We start from the raw sequence: 26,978 nt of genomic DNA on the forward strand, positions 1-26,978 counted from the left end.
GTGTTCGGGGGTCCTCATTAGTTACCGCCCCCGGCTCCCTGTGCGCACAGGGAGCCGGGCCGCCCGCGCTCTTGACGCGATCACGGCTCGATGGCAGCTTTTTATCGATACAAACGACGTTGCGAACCACGTTCCATATATCGAACGATCCGTCTCTCCGGACAGGAGTGCCCGCGTGCCCACCGCCACCGCGATCATCAACCTCGACATCGAGGGCCCGACGATCAGCCGCCACCTCTACGGCCACTTCGCCGAACACCTCGGCCACTGCGTCTACGGCGGCTTCTGGGTCGGCGAGGACTCCCCCGTGCCGAACGAGGGCGGCATCCGCCTCGACGTCGTGGCGGCCCTGCGCGCCCTGGACATCCCCAACCTCCGCTGGCCGGGCGGCTGCTTCGCCGACGAGTACCACTGGCGGGACGGCATCGGACAGCGCGAGGAGCGTCCCCGGATGGTCAACACGCACTGGGGCAACGTCGAGGAGAACAACCACTTCGGCACCCACGAGTTCATGGCCCTGTGCGAACTCCTCGGCGCCGAGCCCTACATCAACGGCAACGTCGGCTCCGGCACCGTCCGCGAGATGAGCGAGTGGGTCGAGTACCTCACCCGGGACGGCGACAGCCCGATGGTGCGGCTGCGCAAGGAGAACGGGCGCGAGGAGCCCTGGCGGGTGAAGTACTGGGGCATCGGCAACGAGACCTGGGGCTGCGGCGGCAACATGCGCGCCGAGTACTCCGCCGACCTGGCCCGCCAGTACGCCACCTACTGCCGCGACCACGGCGACAACCAGCTCTACCGGATCGCCTCGGGCGCCTCCGACGCCGACTACAAGTGGACCGAGACCCTGATGCAGCAGATCAGCTGCTTCGGCTGCGAGGCCACCCCGAAGACCTTCTTCCAGGGCATCTCCGTCCACCACTACACGCTCTCCGGCCCCTGGGAGGCCAAGGGCAGCGCGACCGGGTTCGACACCGACGACTACTACCGCACGATGCTCTCGGCCCACCGCATCGACCGCATCCTGACCGGCCACTCCACCGTCATGGACGTCTACGACCCGGGGCGTACCGTCGGCCTCGTCCTGGACGAGTGGGGCACCTGGTGGGACGTGGAACCCGGCACCAACCCGGGCTTCCTCTTCCAGCAGAACACCCTGCGCGACGCGCTGGTCGCGAGCACCCACTTCGACATCTTCCACCGGCACGCGGCCCGCCTGCACATGGCCAACATCGCCCAGACCGTCAACGTCCTCCAGGCCATGCTCCTCACCGACGGCGACGCCCTGGTCCTGACCCCGACCTACCACGTCTTCGAGATGAACAAGGGCCACCAGGACGCCACCTCGCTCCCCGTGCACCTGCGCGGCGAGAGCACCCGGCGCACGGTCGGGGACGAGGAGCTGGAGACGGTGTCCGCCTCGGCCAGCGTCAAGGACGGCACCGTGCTGATCTCGCTGAGCAACCTGGACGCCGAGGAACCGGCCGAGATCGTCCTCGACCTGCGCGGCGGCGCCCTCGGCGAGCCGTCCGCCCGGATCCTCACGGCCGACAGGCTCCAGGCCCACAACACCCCGGAGGCGTCGGCCACCGTGTCCCCCCGGGCGTTCCACGGCGTGTCCGTGACCGCCGGCGGACTGCGGCTCACCCTCCCGCCCCACTCGTTCGTCACCGTCCAGGCTCCCCTGGACCGGCACTGACCCGCAGGAGCCCGCCCATGACCCGATCCGCACGCCCGCTGCCCGCCCGCCACCTGCGCCCGCCCATGGGCTGGAACAGCTGGGACTGCTACGGCACCACCGTCACCGAGGAAGAGGTCCTCGCCAACGCCCGGTTCATGCGCGAGCACCTGCTCCCGCACGGCTGGGACACCGTCGTCGTCGACATCCAGTGGTACGAACCCACCGCCCGCGCCCACGGCTACAACCCGGACGCCCCGCTCGTCCTCGACGGCCACGGCCGCCAGCTACCCGCCCCCAACCGGTTCCCCTCCGCGGCGGGCGGGGCGGGGTTCGGGCCGCTGGCCGAGCAGGTGCACGCCATGGGCCTGCGGTTCGGGCTGCACATCATGCGGGGCATCCCACGGCGCGCGGTCGAGGCCGAACTGCCGGTGCTCGGCACCGAGTTCACGGCCGCGGACGTGGCCGACACCGACTCCGTGTGTCCGTGGAACTCCGACAACTACGGCCTGAACCACGACCACCCCGGCGCCCAGGCCTACTACGACGCGCAGGTCGCCCAGTTCGCCGCCTGGGGCGTGGACTTCGTCAAGGCCGACGACATGCTCTTCCCGTACCACGAGCGGGAGATCGCCGCCTACGCGCGGGCGATCGAGCGCAGCGGGCGGCCCGTCGAGCTGAGCCTCTCCCCCGGTACCGACATGTCCGTCGCCCGCCTGGACCACCTGCGGGAGCACGCCACCATGTGGCGGGTCTGCGACGACCTGTGGGACCGGTGGGAGGACGTCGAGGCGCAGTTCGCGCGGATGGCCCGCTGGGCCCCCTGGCAGGGCCGGCCGGGCTGGGCGGACGCCGACATGCTGCCGCTGGGCCGCATCGGGATCCGCGCCGAGCGCGGCGAGGACCGCCAGTCCCGCCTCACCCGCCCCGAACAGGTCAGCCTGCTCACCCTCTGGATGATCTCCCGCTCCCCGCTGATGATGGGCGGCGACCTGCCCACCTCCGCTCCCGAGACCGTCGAACTGCTCACCAACGACGAGGCGCTCGACGTGCTGTGGCACAGCACCGGCAACCGGGAGGTGCTGCGGGAGCGGGACCTGGTGCTGTGGACCGCCCGCGACTCCGACGGGCACACCCGGTACGCGGCCGTGTTCTCGCTCGCGGACGAGGAGCGGCGCTTCGAGGTGCCGCTGGGGTCGATCGGCGCCACCGCCCGCGACCGTGTCCGGGAGGTGTGGACGGGCGCCGACACCGCCCACGACGGCCGTCGGCTGGCCGCCGTGCTGCCCGCGCACGGTGCCGCCCTCTATCGTCTTGCCGAGGACAGCCGGCGGGAGTGAGTGTGGCGACGATCCAGGACGTGGCGAAGGCGGCCGGAGTGTCGGCGATGACCGTCTCCAACGTGATGAACGGGCACCCCAACGTCCGCCCGGCCACCCGGGAGCGGGTCCTGGAGGCGATGGACCGGCTCGGCTACCGGGTCAACGTGGCCGCCCGCAACCTGCGCAAGGGCCGGACCGGGACCATCGGCCTCGCCGTCCCCGAGATCAACCGCCCGTACTACGGCCGGCTGGCCGCCTCGATCATCGCGGCGGCCGGCCGGCACGGCCTGCGGGTGAGCATCGAGCAGACCGGCGCCCGCCGCGAGAGCGAACTGGCCGCCCTCTCCCTGTCCCGCAACCGGCTCTACGACGGCCTCATCCTCAGCACGGTCGGCATGGGCCCGGCCGATGTCGGGGCGCTCGACGTCGACCACCCGGTGGTGATCCTCGGCGAGCGGATCTTCGGCGGGCCCGTCGACCACGTCGCCATGCCGAACGAGGCCGCCGCCGAGGCCGCGACCCGCCATCTCGTCGAGCGGGGCTGCCGGCGGATCGCCGTCGTCTGCGGGCGGCTGGGCGGCGGGGCCGGCGTGTCGACCCTGCGGCACGCCGGGTACCTGCGGGCGCTGACGGCCGCAGGGCTGCCGGCGGACCCGGAGCTGGTGGTGACCGCCGAGGAGCTCACCATGCCGGAGGCCGCCCGCGCAATCCGGGAGCGGATGGCGGCGGGCCTCGGTTTCGACGGCGTGTTCTGTGTGACGGACACGGTGGCCATGGGCGTGCTGCGCGCTCTCGCCGACGCCGGGATCCGGGTGCCGGAGCAGGTCAAGGTGATCGGCTTCGACAACGTCGACGAGAGCGCGTACCTCGTCCCCTCCCTGTCCACCGTCGACCCGGACCACGACCTGATGGCCGAACGCGCGGTCGACCTGCTGGCGGCCCGCATCGACCGGGGCGGTCCGGGGCCGGAGCGGGCGGAGTTCGCCGGTCCGTTCCGGCTGGTGGTGCGGGAGTCCACGGGCGGCTGACCCGGCGGCACCGGTGCGGTGACGGAGCAGGTGTCGGACCAGGTGTCAGGCCAGGTGTCAGACCAGGTGGGCGAAGACCACCAGGTTCTCCGTGTAGTCCCGGACGTCGTGGTCGTAGTCGCCGGCACAGGTGATCAGGCGTACCTCGGGGCGGCTGGTGTCGGCGTAGACGCGGTCGCTGGGGAAGTCGTCCTTGGCGAAGGTCTGGGCGTCGTCGACCACGAATTCCGCTCGCGTGCCGTCGGCCCGGTCCACCGTGAAGCGGTCGCCGCGCTCCAGTTCGTCCAGCCTGGCGAAGACGGCCGCCGAGGTCACGGTGTCGACGTGGCCCGCGATGATCGCGGTGCCCGCCTCGCCGGGTGCCGCGCCCCTGGAGTACCAGCCGACGAGGTTGGTGTTGGCGGCCGGCGGGGGTTCGAGCTGGCCCGTGGAGCCGATGGTGAGGGCGGTGAAGGGGGCGTCGACGGCGATCTTCGGGATGAGCAGGCGGATCGGCGTGGACCGGGACAGCGCCTCGCCGGCCCCGCGCGGATCGGCCGAGGGGAGGGCGTCCGTGCTCTCGGCCCTGGTGGTGGCGGTGGTGTCGGCGCCTCCGGTGTGTCCGCCGATCAGCGCCACGGTGACAAGCAGGGCGGCGATGCACCACACGGGCAGTCGTCCGCCGGACGGGGGGCCGCCGGAGCCGTCCGGGTCGTCGGGAGCGTCAGGGCCGGCGGGGGCTTCGGGGGTCTGGGTGGCGGGGCCAGCTGCCATCGGAGGTCACCTTTCTGGGTCACGGCAGCGGGAGGGCGGGACACAGGGGGCGCGGTGCCGTCGGAGTGTGGAGCGCCGACGGCACCGCGGCCCCGCATGCGTGGGCCCATCAGGACGCGGACCCGGGGACTCTCCTGCGCCGCAGCGCGTAGGCACCGGTGGCCGCTACACCGAGCACGGCCATCCCGCCCGCGGTGACACCGGGCGAGGCCAGGGCGCCGCCGCCGGTGTGCATACCGCCGTGCGGCCGGTCGCTCTCCTCGTCGTCACCCCACGACGAACCGCCCTGGTCCTTCCCCTTGCCGCCCTGGTCCTGCTTGCCGCCCTGGTCCTGCTTGCCCCCCTGGTCCTGCTTGCCTCCTTGGTCCCCCTTCTCCTCGTCGTCCTGGCCCTTGTAGGAGTCGGGGTCGAACCTGCTGTCGTTGCTGCTGTAGGAAGAGTCGTCGCGGCCTCCGTCGTCCCGGTCCCCCGAGCCCGAGGCCTGGGCTGCTGGAGCGGAGAGCGCGAGGGCCGCGGTGGCGGCCGTCGTCGCGAGGATCATGCGGGCAGAACGCATCTCGATGTCCTTCCGCCGTGGCCGGGCGCCGATACTCCATCAGCTGTAACGACCCGGCCCCGACATGAACCACCGTCAGTCAGCCCCGCGGCCCGCACCATCCAGGCCGCCCATCCGTGGTCACGACACGCCCAACACCGCCCGGCTGGGTCAATCCCCCGGCCGGGCGCACCGCCGTTCGGGCGGTTCTGGGCCCGTCGTCGGCGTGTCGCCGCATGACGGGCCCGGCGTGGTGTCAGTAACCCACGGAGAAGGTGGCGTCGGCCTGCTCCGTGCTCGTGGAGATCGGGTCGATGCGCAGCACGTAGTCGGAGTGGCGGATGTAGCGCGTCGGGTAGTTGTACGAGCGGAAGGAGGACCAGGAGGAGTCGGCGAGGCCTGCGGTCCGGTAGAACGTGGCGTCCTGGGCGAACGTCGTGGTGCTGTCGTTCTCGTCGAGACGCAGCTGGTAGTCGTAGTGGCGCAGGTAGCGGGTCGGGTAGTTCACCGACTGGAAGGACACGCCGGTGCTGTCGGCGAGACCGGGGACCAGCTTCCACATGCCGTCGGTGTACGGGTCGAAGGCGTACGCGTCGATCCGGCCGACGAAGTTGCTGTGCCGGACGTATCTGGCCGGGTAGTTGTAGGACTTCAGCCGGTTCCAGGCGGGGGTGCCCCACTTGGCGACGAGGTTGCTGTACTCCGTCGCGGTGATGGGCTGGATCCCGCAGTGCTTGGAGTTGAGTGGCTGGGTGTAGGTCTTCTGGTCGAGGGCGGTCCAGGTGCCGGCGGACAGGGCGCTGGTCTGCCAGGCGTAGAAGACGCCGTTGGGGTCCCAGGTGTCTCCCCAGAGGTACCAGGTCGAGCTGGAGGTGAGGGACTTGACCAGGGTCGGGGCCTCGGTGCCGTTGTGCGAGACGGCCGTGGAGAACTCGGTGAAGCTGCCCGGGTCCAGGGTGGTGGAGCGGGCGCCGACGAGCGTCGAGTTCTTCTTGAAGTACAGGTAGTTGACGCCGCCGACGCCGACGGCGAGGTCGCCGTCGATGACGTCGTAGCCGGGGTCGAAGAAGACCTGCGGGTCGCCCGCGGTCACGAAGTCGGCGGTGTAGTTGATCATGATGACGTTGTGGCCGCTGTCGTTGACGGCGGAGTAGATGACGCCGTACGTGCCGCGTCCCGCGTCCCAGAAGGCCTCGGGGGCCCAGGCGTGGGTGTCCATGTCGTGCAGCTTCATCCGCCGGTAGCCGGTGAAGGTGCGCAGGTCGGTGGAGTCCCAGACGTGGATGTACTGGCTGACGTAGGACCAGTCGGTGCCGTACAGGTCGGTGGCGAGCACCACGAAGGTGCCGTCCTGCTTGCGCAGGATGAACGGGTCGCGCAGGCCGAGGGAGCCGGCGGTGGGGGTGGCGACCGGGTCGTTCTGGTTGAGCGGGGTCCACTGGAGGCCGTCGGTGCTGACGGCCAGGTGCAGGCCGTAGTTGGCGGCCAGCATGTCCGGGGACTCGGTGAAGTAGCACATCACATAGGCCGAGTCGGTCGCGGCCCGGGCGGTTCCGGCGCCGAGGGCGAGGGCGCCCGTGGCGGCGAGGGGGACGGTCGCGGCCGCACCGAGGAAGTGGCGGCGCGACAGGGGGGTGCCGTTCATGTGCGCTCCAGACGAGGGGGGATGTCCGGGATTTCGGACGCGGTTCGGGAAACCGATCAGAAACTAGAGGGGGGCGTGGGGCACGTCAATGCTTGCGTAACAAGGGAGTTACTTGGAATTCGCTGTGTGCGGCGGTGCCGCGGGGGTGACGATCGCGTGCCCCTGGTTGCGGGAGGCGCGCAGGCCCGCGCCCCTGCCGTACAGCAACTCCGCCATCGGGAGTGCGCGGAAGTCGTCGTCCTCGTCCAGCTGCCGCCACGACCGGCTGTGGATCTCCTGGTACGCGGCATCGGCACGGAAGCGGGACATCGGCTGCCAGCGCAGCCGGGCACCGTCCGGATCGGCCGCCGCGGCGGCATTGCGGACCTTGGCGCGCACCCCGCGCACGCTCTTGACCGCCTTGCGGCGGGCCTCGCCGGGGGGATGCCGTGGTCAAGGGGGGTACCCTCCACCGCGCGCGCGTCCCGACCGGGCCTTGTGCCTTGGTTGTGGCGATGCGGCGAGGCCCAAGCCAGCCCGCGCCGGGGCGACGGAGGTAGTGGCCGCCGGATGTTGGCCGGAACCCGTCGGGGCAGCGGCGGGCACCCTCCCGAAATTCGGCTGCTTCGGGATGAGAGGGATGGGATTCTTCCCCGTGGGCCGAAGACGGTGCCGGTGTACACGACAGCACTTGAGAAGAAGGGCGCCCTCGGGGTGAAGGTGCAGACGCATACCCTGGTGGCCGTGGTCGACGGCGGCGAGGGTCCGGGCGCGGTGGCCGCCCGGCTCACCGGGCGGCCGGTCTCGGGCGAGCGGGCCGGACCGGGCGGTCTGGCGGAGGTCTCACTCGCCGGCGGACCCGTGGTCGTGGTCAAGCGGGGTGACGGTCCCGGGGCGGTACGGGCCGAGGTGGCCGGGCTGCGCTGGCTGGCCGCCGCCCGCGCGGTGCCGGTGCCGGAGGTGCTCGGGCACGACGAGCGGTGGCTGGTGACCGAACTGATCCGCACCGGCCCGCCGGACCCGGGAGCGGCTGCCCGTTTCGGCCGGGCGCTGGCCGCCCTGCACGCGGCGGGCGCCCCGGCGTTCGGGGCGGCTCCGCCGGGCGGTCCGCGTGATGCCTGGATCGGGCTCGCCCCGATGCGCGACGAGCCCGGCGACGACTGGCCGCACTGGTACGCCGAGCACCGGGTGCTGCCGTACCTGCGGGAGGCCGTCGACCGGGGGATCCTGCGGCCGGGCGAGGCCGCCGTGATCGAGCGGGTCTGCGAGCGGCTGCCGGAGCTCGCGGGGCCGGCCGAGCCGCCGGCCCGGCTCCACGGCGACCTGTGGAGCGGCAACGTCCTGTGGGGCGCCGACGGCAGGGTCCGGCTCATCGACCCGGCCGCGCACGGCGGGCACCGCGAGACCGACCTCGCGATGCTCCGGCTCTTCGGCTGTCCTTGTCTGGACCGGATCCTGGCGGGTTATCAGGAGGCGGCCCCGCTGGCCGAGGGCTGGGCCGGGCGGATCGGCCTGCACCAGTTGTTCCCGCTACTGGTGCATGCCGCGCTCTTCGGACGGAGCTATGCCGAACAGGCTTTGGCGACATCCCGGAATTTCGCGGACATGTGACACCGTCATGTGCCCTCCGGGCAATGTGAAATCGGCCACGTGTGGGAGCGATTCGCCGTCTCTCCCTTAACAAGCTCTTAATTCGGGCTGAGATTACGCAGAGTAAGGAAACCAACCACGCGTTCGAATCGTATAAGTGCATGGAAGAACGAAACAGGGAGAGACCATGCAACCGTTCGCGCTCAACTACGCACGCCCCGCAGTGCAGTTGGACGTCACCACTCCGTACGCGTATGACTCCGGACTGCAGTTGAACGTTCTCCACGATGGCCGGATCGCAGCGACCGATCACGCAACGCTGAGAGCCCTGGGGACCACGACGTCCACCGCGGGCTCCAAGACGCACTTCGACGACTGATCGCGGACCCCGACGATGACCGTGCTCATCCTGACCAGTGACGAGGACGTGACGGCGGACATGGTGGTCCTCCGGCTGCACGAGGCCGGAGTGCCCGTCGTCCGTCTCGATCCTGCCGATCTGACCAGCGGTGTGTCCCTGTCGGGCGAGTATGTGCAGGGCGTCAGCCGCGGGCATCTGTCCGTGAACGGGCGCCTGGTGAGCATGAACGGTCTGCGCTCCATCTGGGTGCGCAGGCCGGGTACGGCGGCGGCCCGGGCCGTGCAGCCGTCGGACTGGCTGACCGAGGAGTCCGCGCAGGCGCTGTACGGCATGCTGCGCGGGACCGAGGCGCGCTGGATGAACCATCCGGACGCGGCCCGCCGGGCCCGGCACAAGCCGTGGCAGCTGCGGCTGGCACAGCGCAGCGGGCTCGCCGTGCCCGCGACGCTGATCACCACGTTTCCGCAGGCGGCCCGGGAGTTCGCGGAGCGGTTCCCGGACCTCGTGGTCAAGCCCGTGTCGGGCGCGCATCCGCAGGAGCCGCCGCGGGCCGTGCCGACCAGCCGGGTGGCGCCGGACGCCGACTTCGCGGCGGTGGCGTTCGGGCCGACGCTGTTGCAGCGGCGGGTCGCCAAGCGCGCGGACATCCGGCTGACGGTGGTCGGCGAGCGGCTCCTTGCCGCCCGCAAGCCGGTGAGCCCGGACGCCCACCCCGACGACGTGGACGTCCGGTTCGCGCCGTCCGGCTCTCCCTGGCGGGAGGCGGAGGTGCCGCCCCGAGTCGCCGAGGCCGTCCACACGTATATGAAGGACGCCGAGCTGGCCTATGGTGCCTTCGACTTCGCGGAGGACGCGGACGGGATCTGGTGGTTCCTGGAGTGCAACCAGTCGGGCCAGTTCGGGTTCGTCGAGATGGACACCGGACAGCCGATCGCCGAGGCCATCGCCGGGTGGCTGGCGAACGGCACCGACCGGTGCCGTTCATATGCCCGGGGGCGGAGCACGACGCCTTGACCGGCTGGGCGACGATGTGGAACCGGGTACGGAGAGAGGAACGCGAGATGCGCATCGGACTGCTGGGCACCGGCCCCTGGGCGCGGGCGGCGTACGCGCCCGCGCTGGCGGGGCACGGTTCGCTGGACTTCACCGGCGTGTGGGGCCGCCGCCCCGAGGCCGCCGCGGAACTGGCCGGGGAGTACGGCGTCCGGGCGTACGACGACGTGGACGCGCTGATCGCCGACGTGGACGCGGTCGCCGTGGCGCTGCCGCCGGTGATCCAGGCGGACCTGGCGGTGCGGGCGGCGGAGGCCGGCCGGCATCTGCTGCTGGACAAGCCGCTGGCGATCGGCGTCGCCGAGGGGCGGGCGGTGGTGGAGGCGGCCGAGCGGGCCCGGGTCGCCTCCGTGGTGTTCTTCACCACCCGGTTCCAGCAGGAGCCGGAGGCGTGGATCGGCGAACAAGCTGACACGGCGGGGTGGTTCACGGCCCGGGCGCACTGGCTGGGGTCGCTGTTCACCGGTGAGAGCCCGTTCGCCGACTCGCCGTGGCGGCGGGAGAAGGGCGCGCTGTGGGACGTGGGTCCGCACGCCCTGTCCGTGCTGCTGCCGGTCCTGGGCGACGTCGGGCGGGTGGCGGCTGCCGTGCACGGGCCCGCGGACACCGTGCATCTCGTCCTCGAACACGCGGGCGGGGCGACGAGCACGGTCACGCTGAGCCTCACCGCGCCGCCGGCGGCGGCCGGGGCCGATGTGGAGCTGCGGGGGGAGGCGGGGGTCACGCTCCTTCCGAGGAGTGCGGAGGGGGCGGTTCCCGCGCTGACCCGGGCCGCCGACGCCCTGCTCACGGCCGCGCGCACGGGGCGGGCACACCCGTGCGACGCGGCCTTCGGACTGCGGGTCACCGAGATCCTCGCGGAGGCGGAGACCTTGCTGGGCAAGGACGTCGACTAGACGCTCCGCCGGAGAGGCCGAGATTCGGCCGCGCCGCCGTCGTGGTTGCTCACGCAGCTCCCCGCGCCCCTGAAGGGGCGCCCGCACCGAGGCCCCTGAAAGGGGCGCGGGGAACTGCGCGGGTCGCCGAGAGGTCCACGCGCTCCAGGAGCAGGTCGATGCATGTGATCCACATCACACTCGCCTCCTTCCGTCCGGTCCAGGGCGTTTTTCCCGCGCGGCTTTCCAAGATCGGGGCAGGTGCGGTGACCGGGCACGGGCGTAGCTTAGGGATGTGACTTCGGTGCGCGGCTGGTCGTCGCGTGGCTACCGGGACGGTCGTGGCTGGTTGCAGGGTGCGCCGCCGCCACGCTGGGTCCGGGTGCTGCCCGTCGCCCTGCTCGGGCTCGTGACGGCGGCGACGCTGATCAGCCCCGACGGACACGACTTCGGCTTCCTGCTCGGCGCCATCCCGCCGCTGGCCGTCCTCTCCTACGGCCCGCTGGCGACCGCCGTCCTCAGCTGCCTGGTGGTGGTGCTGCTCAACGTGCCCGCCACCCACCTGAACCATCCCGGCGACACCGACCTCCTCACGGTCACCTTCGTGGCGTTGCTGAGCGTGTTCGTCTCCTACGTGCGCAGTCACCGGGACGCCCAGCTGCTGACCGAGCGGGCGGTGGGCGAGGCGGTGCAGCGGGCCGTGCTGCCCCCGCTGCCGGAGCACGTCGGCGCGGTGGGGTGCGTGGGGCTGTACCGGGCCGCGCAGCACGGCACGCTGGTCGGCGGTGACTTCTTCGACGTGCGCGACGGCCCGTACGGGGTCCGGGCGGTGATGGGGGACGTACGGGGGCACGGGCTGACCGCCGTCGCCACGGTGGTGTCGCTGCTCGGCGCGTTCCGGGAGGCTGTGCTCGACCTGTCGGACCTGGAGTCGGTGGCGACGCGGATGGACCGCAGACTGACGGTGGACTCGGCCGACGTGCCGCACGCGGAGCTGTTCGCCACGGCCCTGCTGCTGGAGTTCTCCGCCGATCTGCGGTCGGTGCGGATCGTGGCCTGCGGTCATCCGGCGCCCGTGCTGCTGCGGGACGGGCAGGCCCAGGAGGTGGCCGTCGTACCCGGGGCCCCGCTGGGCCTGGGGCTGGTGGGCGTGGACCCGGCGAAGGAGGTCACGGTGGAGCTGGGGCCCCGCGACCGGCTCTTCCTCGCCTCGGACGGCGTCTGGGAGGCACGCGACAGGAGCGGGGGCTTCTATCCCCTCCCGGAGCGGCTCGCCGGGTTCGCGGGCGTGGACGCGGTCGCGCTCACCGATCTCGTGTGGGCGGATCTCGTCGGCCGTTACGAGGTGCGGGACGACGCCACCATGCTCGTCCTGACACCGGCCATCGGCTGAGGTCCGGGGCCGTGGCCGTCGGCCCGCCGCTCAGCCCACCTCCCACAGGAACCGGTGGGTGTGGATGCCGAAGTACGGGAAGGACCGGACCTCGCGTACCCCCTCGATCGGCCGGACCACGTCGTTGACGAAGTCGAGCAGGTCCTTCGGCCCGGGGGTGACCACCTCGGCGAACAGGTCGAAGCCGCCCGAGGTGAAGACGGAGTACACCACCGCGGGGTGCCCGGCGAGCGCGTCGGCCACGGCCCGGGGGTCGCCGTCGACGCCGATGCCGAGCAGGGCCATCGCCTGGCCGCCCATGGCCATCGGGTCGGTGACACCCACGACCTGTACGGCCCGGGAGTCCAGCAGGCGCTGCAGCCGCTGCCGGGCCGCGGAGGCGGAGAGTCCGACCTTCGGGCCCAGGTCGGCGTAGGCGATACGGCCGTCGGTCTGGAGTTCGCGCAGGATGGCCCGGTCGATGTCGTCCATGTGCACCATGCCCGTCCCCTTCCTGGTTCTCGTCGGACGTCAGCCGGCCAGTTCGAGCAGGGCCGCGCCGAACACCGCGGTGTGGGTGTCGACGTCCTGCTCGGTGGTGTCGGGGCACATCAGGGCCATGTTGTGGAACGGGGTGAGGAGGATGCCCCGGTTGGCGAGGTAGAGGTGCAGGAAGTCCTCCAGCCCGGGGTCGGCCGCGGCCTCGGAGGCGGTGCCGGTGCGCGGGGCCGGGGAGGCGAAGCGGTACTCGGTGCGGGCGCCGAGGCGGCTGACCGACCAGGGCAGGCCGTGCGCCTCGACGGCGGACCTGACGCCGGACGCGAAGCGGGCGGAGAGCCGCTCCATGTGCGCGAACGCCTGGTCGGTGAGCACGTGCTCCAGGGTGGCCCGGGTCGCCGCCACCGAGAGCGCGTTGCCGGCCAGGGTGCCGCCGACCCCGCCCATGTCCACCAGGTCGAGGTCGCCGCGGGCGAGGAGCCGTTCGGCGAGGTCGGCGGAGAGGCCGTAGGCGCCGGCCGGGATGCCGCCGCCGATGGCCTTTCCGATGGTCAGCAGGTCGGGCTCCAGGTCCCAGGCGGCGGTGCAGCCGCCGGGGCCCGCCGAGAAGGTGTGCGTCTCGTCGTTGATCAGCAGCGTGCCGTACTGCCGGGTGAGGGCGCGCACGCCGTCCAGGTAGCCGGGTTCGGGCAGCACGATGCCGATGTTGGTGAGGGCGGGTTCCATGAGGACGGCGGCCACGTCGCCGTGGGCGAGTTCCCGCTCCAGCTGGTCCAGGTCGTTGAACTCGGCGACCCGGCTGGTCAGGGTGACGTCACAGGGTGCGCCGACGTTCCCGGGGCGGGGCGCGCCCTTGCCGTCGGGGCCGACGACGATGAGCGACTCGTCGACGCTGCCGTGGTAGCTGTAGCTGTTCACCAGGATCTTCGGGCGCCCGGTGACGGCGCGGGCGAGCCGGATCGCCCACCGGTTGGCGTCCGTCGCGGTGAGCGAGAAACTCCAGCGGGCGAGCCCGAAGCGGCGGGTCAGCTCGGCGCCGACCCACTCCGCGTCCTCCGTCGGCAGCATCGCGGTGGCCCCGCCCAGCTCGGCGAACCGGCGGTGCACCGCCCCGGTCACGGCGGTCGGCGAGTGACCGGCCATCGCGCCGGTGTCGCCGAGGCAGAAGTCGATGTACGTGTGCCCGTCGACGTCGGTGACCCGGGCGCCGCGCGCGGTCGCCAGGTACCGGGGGAAGGCGCCGGCGGTCTTGTTCATCCACGTCATCGGGACCCGCCCGAAGAGATGGCCGGCGTCGGCATATGCCGCCCGGGAGCGGGGGTTTCGCCGCTCGGCCTCGGCGCTCTCGCGGGCCAGGAGGGTGTGCAGTCGGGTGCGGTCCATGGAGTACCCCTGGTCGGGCGAATACGACGGAATGGCGGGAGCGTACGACCGATATCGCTCACGCATCAAGAGATGACGCGGGAATCGACTGTAGCCACGACGGAATCGTGTGCGCCGGTCCGCGAGGGAGAATCCGCCGTTTTGAACAACACTCGTACTACTGTGCACTGTTCGAACATTCGCCCTCAAACGCCATGGTTCGCCACCCCTTCCGCCAGTTAGAAATATCTACCAGCATGCATATGCCGGGTTGGCGTGCGAACGCGCCGAGTGCCCGGTGTCGGTCGTTCCCCTGCGCGCGGCACAGGAGAGCGGGATATCCCGGAGCGGTGCATGACGAACAGGATGTGGATGCAGGGCGTGGAATGGCTCGCGGCGGCCTCGGCGGACCCCCGGGCGTGCAAGTGGGAGTGGGACCACGGCGAGGGCGTCTCGCTGCTGGAGGCCGGCCGCTTCTGGGACGTGCTGAGCGTGCCCGACCGGCTCGGCCTGCTCACGCTGGACCTGCTGTGGCGGCCGTCCCTGCCGGTTCCCGGACCGACGCTGGTGGACAGCGCGTCGCGCCGGGTCGGCTTCTTCCTGCCGCCCGACCCGTCCGGCGGCTGGATCGGGGGCGGGCTGCGGTACGCGAGCAAGGGGGCCTGGGTCGCCGTGCCGCCGCCGTACCGGCCCACCCGGTTCCTGGAGTGGCTGGTGCCGCCCGACGGCAGTGGCGCGCTGCACCGGCCGGCCACGCTGGAGTCGGCGCTGCGCGAGGCCAACGGCACGCTGGCGGTGCTGCGGCCGGTCTCCGACGAGCAGTGAGGACGGCGGCGGGGCGGCAGGCCCGCGGGCGGCTTCGCGGTCACGCTCGTATCCTGTGAAGTCAGGGTTCTGACGTCCGACCCACCGCACGTTCCCTCTCACGTGCTTGGAGTCAGCCCATGCCGTACACCTCCGCCGTGCTGCGCCGCGGCGCAGCCGTCGCCGTCGTACTGGGGGCACTCGTCGCCGCGCCGCCGCTCGCGACGGCGCCCGCACCCGCGTCGGCCGTGACCGCCGCACCGTCGCCCACCCCCTCGCCGTCCGGCAGCGCGGACGTCCGGGCGATGACCCCGGCGGTCGCCCGCCGGCTCGACGCGGTCGTCCAGCACGTCATGCGCGAGGCGGACGTGCCCGGCGTGACCGTCGGGGTCTGGACGCCCGGGCAGCGCGACTACGTTCGCTCCTTCGGGGTCGCGAACAAGGCGACCGGGCAGAAGATGTCTCCCGACCTCTACCTGCGGATCGGCAGCGAGACCAAGACGTTCACCGTGACCGCCGTTCTGCAGCTGGCCGACCAGGGCAGGGTCGGCCTCGACGACCCCATCGGCAAGTACGTCGACGGCGTGCCGGGCGGCGACCGGATCACCCTGCGGGACCTGGCCGGGATGCGCAGCGGACTCTTCAACTACTCGGAGGACGCCGGCTTCTTCAAGGCGCTGACCTCGGACCCGCAGCATTCCTTCACCCCGCGGCAGCTGCTCGGGTACGCCTTCGGGCACCCGGCGCTGTTCCCGCCCGGGGAGAAGTTCTCCTACTCCAACACCAATCTGATCCTGCTCGGCCTGCTCGTCGAGAAGGTCAGCGGGCAGCGGCTCGGCGACTACCTCGAACAGCACGTGCTGGAGCCCGCGGGCATGCACCACACCCTGTTCCCGACCGGGAACGAGTTCCCCGCCCCGCACGCGCAGGGGTACACGAACCAGACGGCGACCGGAAAGGTCGAGGAGACCGCCGACTGGAACCCGTCCTGGGCCTGGGCCGCCGGCGCGATGATCTCGGACCTGGACGATCTGCACACCTGGGCGCGCACGGTGGCCACCGGAGTCTTCCCCGACGGCACGTCCATGGTCAGCCCTGCCGCCCAGAAGCAGCGGCTCACCACCCCGGCGACCGGCATCCGGGGCGCCGGGTACGGGCTCGGCATCTTCGACGTCCAGGGGTGGATCGGGCACAACGGCTCGCTGCCGGGCTACGAGTCCCTGACCGTCCATCTGCCGTCGACGCGGACGACCGTGGTCGTGCTGCTCAACACCGACATCGGCTACAAGGGCGACATCGAGCCCAGCACCCTGTTCGGCGAGGCGGTCACCCGGATCATCTCCCCGTCCCACGTCTTCGACCTCCCCGCGCCGGCCTCCGCCACGCGGTGACGGCACGCGGTCGCGGGGCCTCAATTCACCGAGCCTGTACCGCATTTCCGACACTTGACACAGAAGCGAACAGTCACCGAACGGATTCGGAGTGATGTAACGATTCACCGTGCGAGGCCGGTCAATGACGGTGTGTACTGTGCAGCGAGCGCCACATGGGAGGGCCCCGGGCTCCCCCCTGCCCACTGCTGCCCTACTCCCCTGGAAACCGATTCCATGATCGAATTGCCGGAACTGGTGGCCGGTGGTCTCGCCGCCGGAACCCTCTCCGCGCTCGCCCTCGGCGGCAGCCTGCTCAGGTCGCGGCGCCAGAAGGCCGCGCTGCGGGCCGAGGTGACGGAGTTGCGCGCCCGGCTGGAGGGCACCGAGGGCGCGTTCCTCACCGAGGTCGAGCATCTCGCCGCCCGCCGGATGCCCGCGGCGGCGGCCCAGCTCGCCCATCCGCACCTGCGGGTACCGGGCCCGGCCGGGCAGCACATACCCGGAACCCCCACCGGGATCGCGCTGGAGTACGTCCTCACCGCGCTGCGCGAGGAACTGACCGCGCAGCGCACCCGGATCGACGCCGCCGCGCAGGCCGGAATGCGCGGCGCCACCCGGGAGATCCAGGCCGCCCTGTACCGCCTCCAGGACGCCCTGCGGGGGCTCCAGCAGCGCTACGACGATCCGGAGCTCGCGCAGACGCTGTTCGCGCTGGACCACGAGAACGAGCAGTCGCTGCGGCGGGCGCAGGTGGCCGCCGTGGTCTGCGGGGCCTGGGTGGGGCTGGCCCGCGAGGAGTCCCACGTGGTGGACGCCGTCACCGGCGGCCAGGCCCGGCTCTCCGGCTACCACCGGGTTCTGGTCAACAACCACCTGGAGCCGGGCACCGCCCTGGTGTCGCACGCGGTCGAGCCGGTCGCCATCATCGTCGCCGAGCTCCTGGACAACGCGCTGCGCCACTCGGCGCCGGACACCGACGTCGTGGTCAACCTGGAGCACGTCCATCACGGGGTCTGCGTGACCGTCGACGACGCGGGTCTCGGCATGACGCAGGACGAACGGGCCCGTGCCCAGCGGCTGGTGGCGGGCGGCGACCCGATCCTGCTGACCGACCTGGGCGACCCGCCGCGCATGGGGCTGGCCGCGATCGGCCAGCTCACCCGGCAGTTCGACCTGAGCGTGGACGTCTCCTCGCCCTCGCCGTACGGCGGGGTGCGCGCGGTGCTGCGGGTGGACAGCCACCTGCTCGGCCGGATCGACCCTGGCGAACGGCCCCCCTCGGTCAGCGCCCCACGGTCGACCCGGGAGCGCCCGGCGCGCACGGAAACGGGGCGCACGGAAGCGACGCGTGCGACGGCGGCGCGCGAGGCGGTCGTACCGGCGCAACCCGTACCCGCGCACCCCGTAGCCGCGCAGCCAGTGCCCGGAACGCCGGGGCTCGGGACGCCGGGGACCGGGACGCCGGAGCCCGAGGTCGCGGCGGCCGAGGCCGTGGCGCCCGCCGGGCCGGGGCCCGAACACGAACGTGCCGCCGCTCCCGGTGGCGTGGAGCCGGGTGACCTGGGCGGTCTGCCGCAGCGGCGCCGCCGTACCCCGGCCGCCGTGCCCGGCGTGCCGCAGCCGCAGCCGGCCGCGCGCCGGCCCGAGGAGGCCGCGGCGGCGCTCGCGGCCCTGCAGTACGGCACCGCGGCGGCGCGGGCCCCCAAGCGGGCGAGCGCGCCCGAACCCCAGCGGACCGACGACGAAGGAGGAGCGGCCGGATGATCAGCCGCGATGCGGGCGAGACGGCATGGGTGCTGGACCCCGTCCTGCAGGTGCCGCATGTACTGGCCGCCGTCCTGCTCACCCGGGACGGCCTCGCGACCGGCTACACCGACGGCCTGTCCCGGGCGAGTGCCGAACGGGTCGCCGCGATCACCAGTACCGTGCAGGGCGCCTGCCGGGCCGCGGCTGCCGCGTTCGCGGACCGGGACCGGGCCGACGTACGCCAGGTGGTCATCGAGTCGGACCACGGGTACGTGCTGATCGTGCCGACCGACCACGGCACCTGTGTCGCCGCCTACGGCGACCCGGAGGTGCGCCTGGACCTGCTGGCGCACCGGGTGCACTCGCAGGTGGCCCGGCTGGGCGAGAAGGCGATGGCGGCTTCGCCCAGAGGTTCCGACGGCGACGCGCCGGCATGACCGGCCGCCGTGGGGGCCGTCCCCTGGTCCCCGCGTACCTGTCGACCGGCGGGGTGGCCCGGCCCAGCCGTCCGCACCTGGAACGGCTGACGGTGCTCACCCGTGACGGGACTCCCCTGCCGGCCGGTCTGCCGGCGGCCGAACTGGCCCTGCTGGAGCTGCTGTCCGGCGGCGCGCTGACGGTGGTGGAGGCGGCGGCGCTGCTGCGGCTGCCGTTCTCCGCCGTACGGGTGCTGGCCGCCGACCTCGCCGACCGGGGCCTGGTCCAGGCCCGCGCGCCGATCCCGCCCGCCGAACGGTTCGACCCCGACCTGCTGAAGAGAGTGGCCGATGGCCTCCGCGCCCTCAAGCACCAGTGAGCTGCCCCGCGCGGGCGGCACCCATCTCCCCGACGGCGCCCGCGACCTGGTGAAGATCCTGGTCACCGGGCCGTTCGGGGTGGGCAAGACGACCCTGATCGACTCGGTGTCGGAGATCCGCCCGCTGCACACGGAGGAGCATCTGACCGAGGCCTCCGTCCCCGTCGACGATCTCGACGGGGTGCGGGAGAAGGAGACGACGACCGTCGCCATCGACTTCGGACGGATCAGCCTGTCCGGCGGGATCGTGCTGTACCTGTTCGGGACACCGGGCCAGGATCGGTTCCGGACACTGTGGGAGGACATCTCCTACGGCGCGCTCGGCGCCCTGGTCCTGGTCGACAGCCGCCGCGTCGACGCCTCCTTCGACGTGCTCGGCCTGGTGGAGGAGGCGGGGCTGCCGTACGCGGTCGCCTTCAACGCGTTCCCCGACGCGCCGAGCCACTACACGGGCGACCAGCTGCGCGCCGCGCTGGACCTGGCGCCGGGCACCCCGATGGTGAACTGCGACGCCCGGGACGCGCACTCCTCGGTCGACGCACTGCTCGCCCTCGTCCAGCATCTGATCGACGACCGGCCGGCGGAGGCCCGATGACCGCGCAGCAGTCCTTCACCGTCTCGGGTCCGGTGCGGCTGTGGGAGGACGGGTTCGCCCGCAACCCGCACGGCTACTACGCGGCCCTGCGCGCCCAGGGCCCGGTGGGCTGGGCGGAACTCGCGCCGGGCACCCCGGCGTACGTGGTCACCGAACGGCGCGCCGCCCTCGACGTGCTGCGGGACGTGGAGACCTTCTCGCACGACCCGCGGGACTGGGAGGCGACCGTCCCCGAGGACTCCCCGCTGCTCGGCATGATGCGCTGGCGGCCCAACGCCCTGTTCTCCGACTCCGACGCGCACATCCGCTACCGGGCCACCCTCATCGACGTGTTCGACCTGATCGAGCCGCACGACCTGCGCCAGCTGGTGCACCGGGCGGTCCGGCTGCTGGTCGACCGGTTCGGTCCCAGGGGCGAGGCCGACCTCGTCACCGACTTCACCCGGCCCCTGATGGCCCTGGTCTTCAACAACCTCTTCGGTCTGCCGGACAGCCAGGGCGACCGGCTCAACGAGGGCCTGCTGAAGATGATGGAGGGCGGCGCGCAGGCGGCGGCGGGCGAGGCGGACTTCGTCGAGTACGTGCTGCGGCTGATCGCCGCCAAGGTGGAGGAGCGCGGCGAGGACCTGCCGAGCATGCTCCTGGACCATCCCGCCCGGCTGACCCCGGAGGAGGTCACCTGGCAGGTGTTCCTCACCCTCGGCGCCGGCTACGAGCCGAGCACGAACCTCGTCTCCAACGCGCTCTCCCGGATCCTCGGCAACCCGCTCTACTACTCCACGCTGACCAGCGGCGCCCGCCCGGTCATGGACGCGGTGGTCGAGGTGCTGCACCACGAGACCCCGCTGGCCAACTACGGCATCTACTACGCCCGTCGGCCGGTCTCCTTCCACGGGGCGTGGGTCAGGCCGGCCATCCCGGTGGTGGTCTCCTTCGGCGCGGTCGGGCTGTTCGCCGAACGGGAGGTCACCGACGGCCGGCGCGTCGGCGACGCCTCGCACCTGTCCTGGGGTGCCGGACCGCACGCCTGCCCGGTCCGGCACCACGCGCTGCTCATCGCGACCGAGGCGATCGAGCGGCTCACGCTGTGGCTGCCCGACCTCGACCCGGTCCTGCCCCGCGAGAAGCTCAACTGGCGGCCCGGCCCGTTCCACCGCTCGCTGACCTCGCTGCCCGTCCGGTTCAGCCCCCGCTCCCCCGACCAGCCTGGAGAGTCGTCGTGACCGTCACCGACCGCATCGCTCTCGACCCGTTCGGCTCCGACATCCCGGCCGAGAGCGCACGGTTACGCGCCCTCGGCCCCGTGGTGCCCGTCGAGCTGCCCGGCGGCATACCCGCCTGGGCCCCCACCGGGTACGACGTCCTCAAGGAACTCATCCTCGATCCCGAGGTCAGCAAGGACCCGGGCAAGCACTGGCGGCTCTGGCCGGAGATCGGCGAACACCCCTCCTGGGGCTGGGTGCTGGGCTGGATCGGCGTGGTGAACATGCTCTCCGCGTACGGCCCCGACCACACCCGGCTGCGCAAGCTGGTGGCGCCGAGTTTCACGCACCGCCGTACCGAGGCGATGCGCCCGCGGGTCGCGGCGATCGCCGCGGAGCTGCTCGACGGGCTGGCGGCCGAGGGGGCCGACGGCTCGGTGGTGGACCTGCGGGCCGGGCTGGCGCAGCCGCTGCCCATGCGGATGATCTGCGAACTGTTCGGCGTGCCCGAGGAGATGCGGGACGACACCGGTGCGCTGATCGCGGCCATCATGGACACCTCCGACCCGACCCCCGAGCACGCGGCGTTCGTGCAGGAGCGGATCGGCACGGTCCTCGGCGGGCTGATCGCGTACAAGGTGGAGCACCCGGGCGACGACATGACCACGGAGCTGATCCGGGTCCGCGACGAGGACGGCGACCGGCTCAGCGACGAGGAACTGCTGTACACGCTGCTGCTGGTGATCGGCGCCGGCTTCGAGACCACGGTCAACCTGATCGGCAACGCGGCCGTGGCGCTGCTGACGGATCCGGCGCAGCTGGCGGCGGTGCGGTCCGGGGCGGTCGGCTGGGACGCGGTGATCGACGAGACGCTGCGGGTGCACCCGTCGATCGCCTCGCTGCCGCTGCGGTTCGCGGTGAGCGACCTGAAGGTCGGGGACGTGACCATTCCGGCCGGGGACGCGATCATCACGACGTACGCGGCGGCGGGCGTGGACCCGGCGCACTACGGGCCGGACGCGGCCGTGTTCGACGCGGCCCGGGGCAGTGACGACCATCTGGCGTTCGGGATCGGGGTGCACCGCTGCATCGGCGCGCCGCTGGCCCGGGCGGAGGCGCTGGCCGCGCTGCCCGCGCTGTTCGAGCGGTTCCCGGGGCTGCGGCTCGCGGTCGGGGCGGAGGAGCTGCGGCAGGTGCCGTCGTTCATCGCGTTCGGCTGGCAGGAGATCCCGGTACGGCTGGAGGCGTGAGGCAGAGGTCGCGGGGGCCCCGACCGGTCCCCCGTTCCGGTCGTGCCCCCGCCACAACGTGAACATACGTCCGGATCCGGCCGTTGGGTATCGCGCCGGTGCCCGTTCGTATCCGCCGGGGACTCACCCGTGCACAGGTGAGTCCGGTTGGCCCTGATTCGCCCGCAGCAGGGCGGGTACGGCGAGGTCCCCTAGGGCGAGATGGGCCAGCACCACCTCGTACAGGTCGGTGCCGGCGGCCAGCAGCTGGCGTTCCAGGACGGGCTCGGCACCGCGTACGTGTTCGCGGACGGTCTGGGCGTGCACGCCCACGTCGTGGGCGGCGCGTTCGGCGTTGCCGCCGGCGGCGATCCAGGCGCGCAGGGTGCCGCGCAGGTCGCGGCCGTCCCGGTCCAGGCGGTCCAGGAGGTCGTGCGCCCAGGCGCGCAGCGCCGGACCGGCCAGCAGGTCGCCCAGCCGGACGGCGGAGGGCCGCGGCGCCGTCGCGGCGAGCTCCTCCGTCAGGGCCGCCTGGGTGTTGAGGGCCAGATGGGCGGCGGCACGCACGGTGAGGTCGGAGAAGTCCGCGCCCAGCAGCGTCTCGACCCGGTCCATGCGGGCGCGCACGGTGTTCCGGCTGACGCCGAGGACCTTGGCCGCGCTGACGGCGGTGAACTCCAGGCCGAGGCGGGTGGTGGCGAGGAGTTCCGCGCGGGTGTGGTGGGGCAGGGTGTCGAGCGGCCGGAGCACGGCGGCGGACCAGGCGTGCAGCGCGCCCGGGTCCATCAGCCGTTCCGGGTGGGTGCGTTCGGCGTAGACGGCGGCCTGGTCCGGGCGGAAGCGGGCGACGGCGAGGGCGCTGACGGCCTGGCCGTAGGCGGTGGACGTCTGAGCCAGGCTCTGCCGGACGCTGCCGCCGAGGAAGGTGCCGGGGCGGCCGTCGACGAGGGAGCGCAACCGCTGCGCGGTCGCGGGCGCCGGGCTGAGGACGATGACGTGGCCGTCCATGGCGGGGCAGCGCACGACGAGGGCCTGGCCGTGGGTCATGTCGAGGCAGTCCTCGGCGAGACCGTCGCGGTCCGCCGGGTCCCCCTCGACGATGTACACGCAGGCGCTGTCGGTGTCGAGCAGTCCGGGCCACAGGCCGGCCGCGACACGGCGCGCGGAGACGGTGTCCTCGACCATCAGGAGTTGCAGGATGGCGAGGCGCAGGTCGGCGGCGGCGCGCCGGAGCCGGTGTCCGGCGGTCGTCAGTTCCCGCTCGCGCAGCAGGAGTTCGACGACCCCGGCGGAGTGGGTGACGATGTCGGCGGCACGCCGGTCGAAGGGGGTCGCCCGGGCCACGGCGAGCAGTCCGGCGGCTCCCGGACGGGTGTCGGGGGCGCGGACCGCGACCAGCCGCAGGTGGCGGTCGCCGTCCTGGACGGCGGCGGCGGAGATCCGCCCGGCGACCACGTCGGCCACGAGTACGGGGTCGAGGGGCATCGGGGTCCCCGCGAGCAGCCTGCCGTCGGCGTCCTGGAGACAGCCGGTCCCCTGCACGGCGCCGGCCAGCCAGGCGACGACCCGGCGCGGGTCGCGGGCGCCGGGACGCAGATGGTCGAGGAGCCGCTCGGCCCAGCCGTCGCCGTGGGGTGCCGGTTGCTGCGGGCCCTCGCCTGCTCGGCCTGCCATCTCGCCCTGCCCCTCGTCCCTCGCGTCGCCCTCGGTCCACGGACGTTACCCGATGAACCAAGCCCGCCGGCCACGCCTCCGCCGGCGGCCCTCGGGGGAAGAGCCGCCGACGGAGAAGCCTCACCCGGCACCGGGGGGGGTGGGTCCCGGGGTGGCTGATTCTCCGGGTTCCCAGAAATCCCCGGCATACGCGCACCGCTTTCCCAAGACCACCGGCACCCCAAAGCCCACGCTTCACCAGCGCCCCGAAGAGGAGCGCCCCGAAGGGGCGCGGGGAACTGCGCGACCAGCCACAACGACGCCGCACACGACCCACGGCCGGCAACCCCCGAAGGGGCGCGGGGAACTGCGCGACCAGCCACGACGGCGCCGCAGACGGCAGACGGCGTATCGCGGCACTCCCAGCGCAGCGCACCGCACCGCAGCGCACCGCAGCGCACCGCCCCGCTCAGCCGGATGTCGCCGCACGGCATAAGCTCGGCGGATGGCGAAGTACTTCGACGTGCACCCCGACAACCCGCAGCCGCGCAGCATCTCCCAGATCGCCGACGCGGTCCGCTCGGGGTCACTCATCGCATACCCGACCGACTCCTGCTACGCGCTGGGCTGCCAGCTCGGCAGCCGGGACGGCATCGACCGGATCCGCACCATCCGGCATCTGGACGACCGCCACCACTTCACGCTGATGTGCCGCGACTTCGCGCAGCTCGGCCAGTTCGTGCGCGTGGACAACGACGTGTTCCGGGCCGTGAAGGCGTCGACGCCCGGCAGCTACACCTTCATCCTCCCGGCGACCCGGGAGGTGCCGCGCAAGCTGCTGCACCCGAAGAAGAAGACCGTCGGCGTCCGCATCCCCGACCACGTGGTCACCCAGGCGCTGCTGGCGGAGCTGGGCGAGCCGCTGCTGTCCAGCACCCTGCTGCTGCCGGACGAGGAGGAGCCGCCGACCCAGGGCTGGGAGATCAAGGACCGGCTGGACCACCAGGTGGACGCGGTGGTCGACTCCGGGGAGTGCGGCACCGAGCCGACCACGGTCATCGACTTCTCCGGCGGGGAGGCCGAGATCGTCCGCCGGGGCGCGGGCGACACCTCCCGCTTCGAGTGAACTCGAGGATGCCCTGTCCACGTCGCTCCCACCCGCGCGTGCCACGATGATCAGGACATGCCGCGCCGGGTGTCCCCCACCCCGACGCCGACTCCACAGAGAGGCACTTGCGCCATGACCGCCGTACAGGGATCCGACGTGGACATCACCACCGAGGACGGCGTCGCCGACGCCTACCTGGCCCACCCCGCCGACGGACTCCCCCACCCGGGCGTGCTGCTGTACCAGGACGCCTTCGGGATCCGTCCGCACCTGAAGTCGATGGCGGACCGGCTCGCCGGCGCGGGCTACACCGTCCTGCTCCCGAACGTGTTCTACCGCACCGGCCGCACGCCGGTCATCGACCTCCCCGAGTTCATCGACCCCTCGGCGGACCCGACGATCTGGCAGCGGATCATGCCGGTCATGATGTCGCTGACGCCCGAGCTCAGCGACCGCGACTCGGCCGCCTACCTGGAGTGGCTGGCCGAGAGCCCGCTGGTGGCCGACGGACCGGTGGCGATCACCGGTTACTGCATGGGCGCCCGGCTGGCGGTGCGCACCGCCGCCGCGTTCCCGGACCGGGTCGTGGCCGCGGGCGGCTTCCACGGCGGCCGGATGGTCACCGACGACGCGGACAGCCCGCACCTGCTGGCCGACCGGATCACCGCGGAGCTGTACTTCGGTTTCGCGGACCAGGACCAGTCGATGACCGAGGAGCAGATCGGCACCTTCGAGGCGGCGCTCACCGCCGCCGGGGTCCGCAACACCTGCGAGATCTACCGGGGCGCCGACCACGGTTACACGCAGGCCGACACCCCGGCCTACTCCGCCGAGGCCGACGAGCGGCACTGGTCCGCGCTGCTCGACCTGCTGAAGCGCGCCTTCTGAGCCACCCGCACCACCGATCCACCCGCCGTACCGGTTCCGGGGGCCCGTCGACCGACGGGCCCCCGATTCCGTCCGTCTTGTTGACATGAACCCGACCCGCCGCCAACCTGAGAGCGCTCTCAGAACTGGTCCGGACCAATCTCCGGACCAACCCCGACCCCACACGGAGGTGGAGAGTGCGCACAGGACTCGTACGCCGGACGCTGCCGCTCACGGCCGCGGCGGCGCTGATCGGCGGGGCGCTCACGCTGGGCACGCCCGCACCGGCCGGCGCGGCGGTGCCGGACACGATCCCGCTGAAGATCACCAACAACTCCGGCCGCGGCGACCAGGTGTACGTCTACGACCTCGGCACCCAGCTCTCCTCGGGACAGCAGGGCTGGGCCGACGCGAACGGCACCTTCCACGCCTGGCCGGCCGGCGGCAACCCGCCGACCCCGGCGCCGGACGCCTCGATCACGGGCCCGGCGGCGGGCCAGTCGAAGACGATCCGGATCCCGAAGTTCTCCGGCCGGATCTACTTCTCCTACGGCCAGAAGCTGGACTTCAGACTGACCACCGGCGGTCTGGTGCAGCCCGCGGTGCAGAACCCGACCGACCCCAACCGCAACATCCTCTTCAACTGGTCCGAGTACACGCTGAACGACTCGGGTCTGTGGATCAACAGCACCCAGGTGGACATGTTCTCGGTGCCGTACGCGGTCGGGGTGCAGCGCTCCGACGGCAGCACGGCCAGTACGGGGCACCTCAAGTCGGGCGGCTACAACGGGTTCTTCAGCGCCCTGCGCGGTCAGTCGGGCGGCTGGGGCAACCTGGTCCAGACCCGGTCCGACGGGACCGTGCTCCGCGCGCTCTCCCCGCTCTACGGCGTGGAGACGGGGGCGCTCGCCACGACCGTCATGGACGACTACGTCAACCGGGTCTGGTCGAAGTACGCGACGTCGACCCTGACCGTCACGCCGTTCACCGACCAGCCGAGCACCAGGTACTACGGCCGGGTCTCCGGGAACGTCATGAACTTCACCAACTCCGCCGGGGCGGTGGTGACGAGCTTCCAGAAGCCCGACGCGAACAGCATCTTCGGCTGCCACAACCTGCTCGACGCGCCCAACGACCTGGTCCGCGGACCGATCTCGCGGACGCTCTGCGCGGGCTTCAACCGGTCGACCCTGCTGGCGAGTCCGAACCAGCCGGACACCAACCCGGCCGACTTCTACCAGGATTCGGTGACCAACCAGTACGCGCGCGCCGTGCACGCCCAGATGGCCGACGGCAAGGCGTACGCCTTCGCCTTCGACGACGTCGGCAACCAGGAGTCCCTGGTCAACGACGGCAGTCCGCAGCAGGCGTACCTCACGCTCGATCCGCTGAGCTGACCCGCGCGGGTGTCCCGCACCCGGCTCGCGGGTGCGGGACACTCGGCTGCCGTACGGGGGTGTCAGCCGGTCGTGACGGCGGTGTCGTCGACGACGAAGCTGGTCTGGAGCGAGGAGTCCTCGACACCGCTGAACTTCAGGGTGACGGTCGAGCCCG

The 26,978-nt window shown here is 72.4% G+C and carries 25 protein-coding genes and 1 pseudogene; 19 read left to right on the plus strand and 7 right to left on the minus strand.

Features of this window, described 5'->3' with window-relative positions; translation table 11 throughout:
* Positions 1-175: 175 nt before the first annotated feature.
* From AB0D74_RS49630 to AB0D74_RS49640, 3 genes are read left to right on the plus strand one after another with little or no spacing between them, the layout of a single operon-like run.
* Positions 176-1,699 (plus strand): alpha-L-arabinofuranosidase C-terminal domain-containing protein, encoded by a 1,524-nt coding sequence (locus tag AB0D74_RS49630; RefSeq protein WP_362603040.1) that lies wholly within the window; start codon positions 176-178, stop codon positions 1,697-1,699.
* A 17-nt stretch (positions 1,700-1,716) separates the two neighbouring features.
* Positions 1,717-3,018 carry a glycoside hydrolase family 27 protein gene (locus tag AB0D74_RS49635; protein ID WP_362603043.1) on the plus strand — a complete coding sequence of 434 codons (1,302 nt, stop codon included), beginning with the start codon at positions 1,717-1,719 and terminating at the stop codon, positions 3,016-3,018.
* Positions 3,019-3,020: 2 nt separating this feature from the next.
* Positions 3,021-4,028, plus strand: a complete 1,008-nt coding sequence (locus AB0D74_RS49640; RefSeq protein WP_362603045.1) for a LacI family DNA-binding transcriptional regulator — start codon at positions 3,021-3,023, stop codon at positions 4,026-4,028.
* 57 nt (positions 4,029-4,085) lie between these two features.
* Here AB0D74_RS49640 and AB0D74_RS49645 read toward each other — a convergent pair whose 3' ends face one another.
* The 4 genes and pseudogenes from AB0D74_RS49645 to AB0D74_RS49660 all read right to left on the minus strand — a co-directional run.
* Positions 4,086-4,781, minus strand: a complete 696-nt coding sequence (locus tag AB0D74_RS49645; RefSeq protein WP_362603048.1) for a class F sortase — start codon at positions 4,779-4,781, stop codon at positions 4,086-4,088.
* Positions 4,782-4,890: 109 nt separating this feature from the next.
* Positions 4,891-5,337 carry a hypothetical protein gene (locus AB0D74_RS49650; RefSeq protein ID WP_362603051.1) on the minus strand — a complete coding sequence of 149 codons (447 nt, stop codon included), beginning with the start codon at positions 5,335-5,337 and terminating at the stop codon, positions 4,891-4,893.
* Positions 5,338-5,572: 235 nt separating this feature from the next.
* On the minus strand, positions 5,573-6,961 hold the full coding sequence (locus tag AB0D74_RS49655; RefSeq protein WP_362603053.1) for a glycoside hydrolase family 43 protein: 1,389 nt from the start codon (positions 6,959-6,961) through the stop codon (positions 5,573-5,575).
* Between the two features lie 108 nt (positions 6,962-7,069).
* A pseudogene (locus AB0D74_RS49660) lies at positions 7,070-7,372 on the minus strand (tRNA-dependent cyclodipeptide synthase); the annotation flags it as partial.
* Between the two features lie 342 nt (positions 7,373-7,714).
* On the opposite strand from AB0D74_RS49660, the gene AB0D74_RS49665 reads away from it, so the two are divergent.
* The 5 genes from AB0D74_RS49665 to AB0D74_RS49685 all read left to right on the plus strand — a co-directional run bounded on the left by AB0D74_RS49665 (position 7,715) and on the right by AB0D74_RS49685 (position 12,212).
* Positions 7,715-8,551 (plus strand): fructosamine kinase family protein, encoded by an 837-nt coding sequence (locus AB0D74_RS49665; RefSeq protein ID WP_362603101.1) that lies wholly within the window; start codon positions 7,715-7,717, stop codon positions 8,549-8,551.
* A gap of 166 nt (positions 8,552-8,717) precedes the next feature.
* On the plus strand, positions 8,718-8,909 hold the full coding sequence (gene tgmA / locus AB0D74_RS49670; protein WP_089102565.1) for a putative ATP-grasp-modified RiPP: 192 nt from the start codon (positions 8,718-8,720) through the stop codon (positions 8,907-8,909).
* A gap of 15 nt (positions 8,910-8,924) precedes the next feature.
* Entirely contained in the window at positions 8,925-9,905 is a 981-nt protein-coding gene (gene tgmB, locus AB0D74_RS49675) for an ATP-grasp ribosomal peptide maturase (protein WP_362603058.1), read from the plus strand.
* 47 nt (positions 9,906-9,952) lie between these two features.
* Entirely contained in the window at positions 9,953-10,840 is an 888-nt protein-coding gene (locus AB0D74_RS49680; protein WP_362603061.1) for a Gfo/Idh/MocA family oxidoreductase, read from the plus strand.
* 274 nt (positions 10,841-11,114) lie between these two features.
* Entirely contained in the window at positions 11,115-12,212 is a 1,098-nt protein-coding gene (locus AB0D74_RS49685; protein ID WP_362603064.1) for a PP2C family protein-serine/threonine phosphatase, read from the plus strand.
* Positions 12,213-12,242: 30 nt separating this feature from the next.
* Here AB0D74_RS49685 and AB0D74_RS49690 read toward each other — a convergent pair whose 3' ends face one another.
* Both AB0D74_RS49690 and AB0D74_RS49695 read right to left on the minus strand, forming a co-directional pair.
* The gene (locus AB0D74_RS49690) at positions 12,243-12,683 is read right to left on the minus strand and encodes an Lrp/AsnC family transcriptional regulator (protein ID WP_362603104.1); all 441 of its coding nucleotides are present in this window, start codon (positions 12,681-12,683) and stop codon (positions 12,243-12,245) included.
* Between the two features lie 39 nt (positions 12,684-12,722).
* A complete protein-coding gene (locus AB0D74_RS49695) occupies positions 12,723-14,072 on the minus strand; it encodes a transaminase (RefSeq protein ID WP_362603067.1) in 1,350 nt (449 codons plus the stop codon).
* 333 nt (positions 14,073-14,405) lie between these two features.
* Between AB0D74_RS49695 and AB0D74_RS49700 the strand changes: the two genes are divergently transcribed.
* From AB0D74_RS49700 to AB0D74_RS49735, 8 genes are all read left to right on the plus strand, one after another.
* A complete protein-coding gene (locus AB0D74_RS49700; RefSeq protein ID WP_362603070.1) occupies positions 14,406-14,876 on the plus strand; it encodes a hypothetical protein in 471 nt (156 codons plus the stop codon).
* Between the two features lie 119 nt (positions 14,877-14,995).
* A complete protein-coding gene (locus AB0D74_RS49705; RefSeq protein WP_362603073.1) occupies positions 14,996-16,246 on the plus strand; it encodes a serine hydrolase domain-containing protein in 1,251 nt (416 codons plus the stop codon).
* A 216-nt stretch (positions 16,247-16,462) separates the two neighbouring features.
* Positions 16,463-17,992 carry an ATP-binding protein gene (locus AB0D74_RS49710; protein ID WP_362603077.1) on the plus strand — a complete coding sequence of 510 codons (1,530 nt, stop codon included), beginning with the start codon at positions 16,463-16,465 and terminating at the stop codon, positions 17,990-17,992.
* Entirely contained in the window at positions 17,989-18,411 is a 423-nt protein-coding gene (locus tag AB0D74_RS49715) for a roadblock/LC7 domain-containing protein (RefSeq protein ID WP_362603079.1), read from the plus strand. The genes AB0D74_RS49710 and AB0D74_RS49715 overlap by 4 nt, the downstream gene beginning before the upstream one ends.
* Entirely contained in the window at positions 18,408-18,770 is a 363-nt protein-coding gene (locus tag AB0D74_RS49720) for a DUF742 domain-containing protein (protein ID WP_362603082.1), read from the plus strand. Before AB0D74_RS49715 ends, AB0D74_RS49720 begins: the two co-directional genes overlap by 4 nt.
* Positions 18,742-19,365 carry an ATP/GTP-binding protein gene (locus tag AB0D74_RS49725; protein WP_362603085.1) on the plus strand — a complete coding sequence of 208 codons (624 nt, stop codon included), beginning with the start codon at positions 18,742-18,744 and terminating at the stop codon, positions 19,363-19,365. Before AB0D74_RS49720 ends, AB0D74_RS49725 begins: the two co-directional genes overlap by 29 nt.
* Positions 19,362-20,588 (plus strand): cytochrome P450, encoded by a 1,227-nt coding sequence (locus AB0D74_RS49730; RefSeq protein WP_362603088.1) that lies wholly within the window; start codon positions 19,362-19,364, stop codon positions 20,586-20,588. The genes AB0D74_RS49725 and AB0D74_RS49730 overlap by 4 nt, the downstream gene beginning before the upstream one ends.
* Entirely contained in the window at positions 20,585-21,817 is a 1,233-nt protein-coding gene (locus tag AB0D74_RS49735) for a cytochrome P450 (protein WP_362603091.1), read from the plus strand. The genes AB0D74_RS49730 and AB0D74_RS49735 overlap by 4 nt, the downstream gene beginning before the upstream one ends.
* Before the next feature lie 123 nt (positions 21,818-21,940).
* Here AB0D74_RS49735 and AB0D74_RS49740 read toward each other — a convergent pair whose 3' ends face one another.
* Positions 21,941-23,470: a helix-turn-helix domain-containing protein gene (locus AB0D74_RS49740; RefSeq protein WP_362603094.1), complete on the minus strand. Its 1,530-nt coding sequence runs from the start codon at positions 23,468-23,470 to the stop codon at positions 21,941-21,943.
* A 484-nt stretch (positions 23,471-23,954) separates the two neighbouring features.
* On the opposite strand from AB0D74_RS49740, the gene AB0D74_RS49745 reads away from it, so the two are divergent.
* From AB0D74_RS49745 to AB0D74_RS49755, 3 genes are all read left to right on the plus strand, one after another.
* Positions 23,955-24,575 (plus strand): L-threonylcarbamoyladenylate synthase, encoded by a 621-nt coding sequence (locus AB0D74_RS49745; protein WP_351716437.1) that lies wholly within the window; start codon positions 23,955-23,957, stop codon positions 24,573-24,575.
* A gap of 114 nt (positions 24,576-24,689) precedes the next feature.
* On the plus strand, positions 24,690-25,445 hold the full coding sequence (locus tag AB0D74_RS49750; protein WP_362603098.1) for a dienelactone hydrolase family protein: 756 nt from the start codon (positions 24,690-24,692) through the stop codon (positions 25,443-25,445).
* Between the two features lie 227 nt (positions 25,446-25,672).
* Positions 25,673-26,821, plus strand: coding sequence for a glycoside hydrolase family 64 protein (locus AB0D74_RS49755; protein ID WP_362603107.1), 1,149 nt, complete (start codon positions 25,673-25,675; stop codon positions 26,819-26,821).
* Positions 26,822-26,978 lie beyond the last annotated feature (157 nt).

The organism is Streptomyces sp. NPDC048278, assembly GCF_040652195.1.
In the GTDB taxonomy this organism is placed as follows: domain Bacteria; phylum Actinomycetota; class Actinomycetes; order Streptomycetales; family Streptomycetaceae; genus Streptomyces.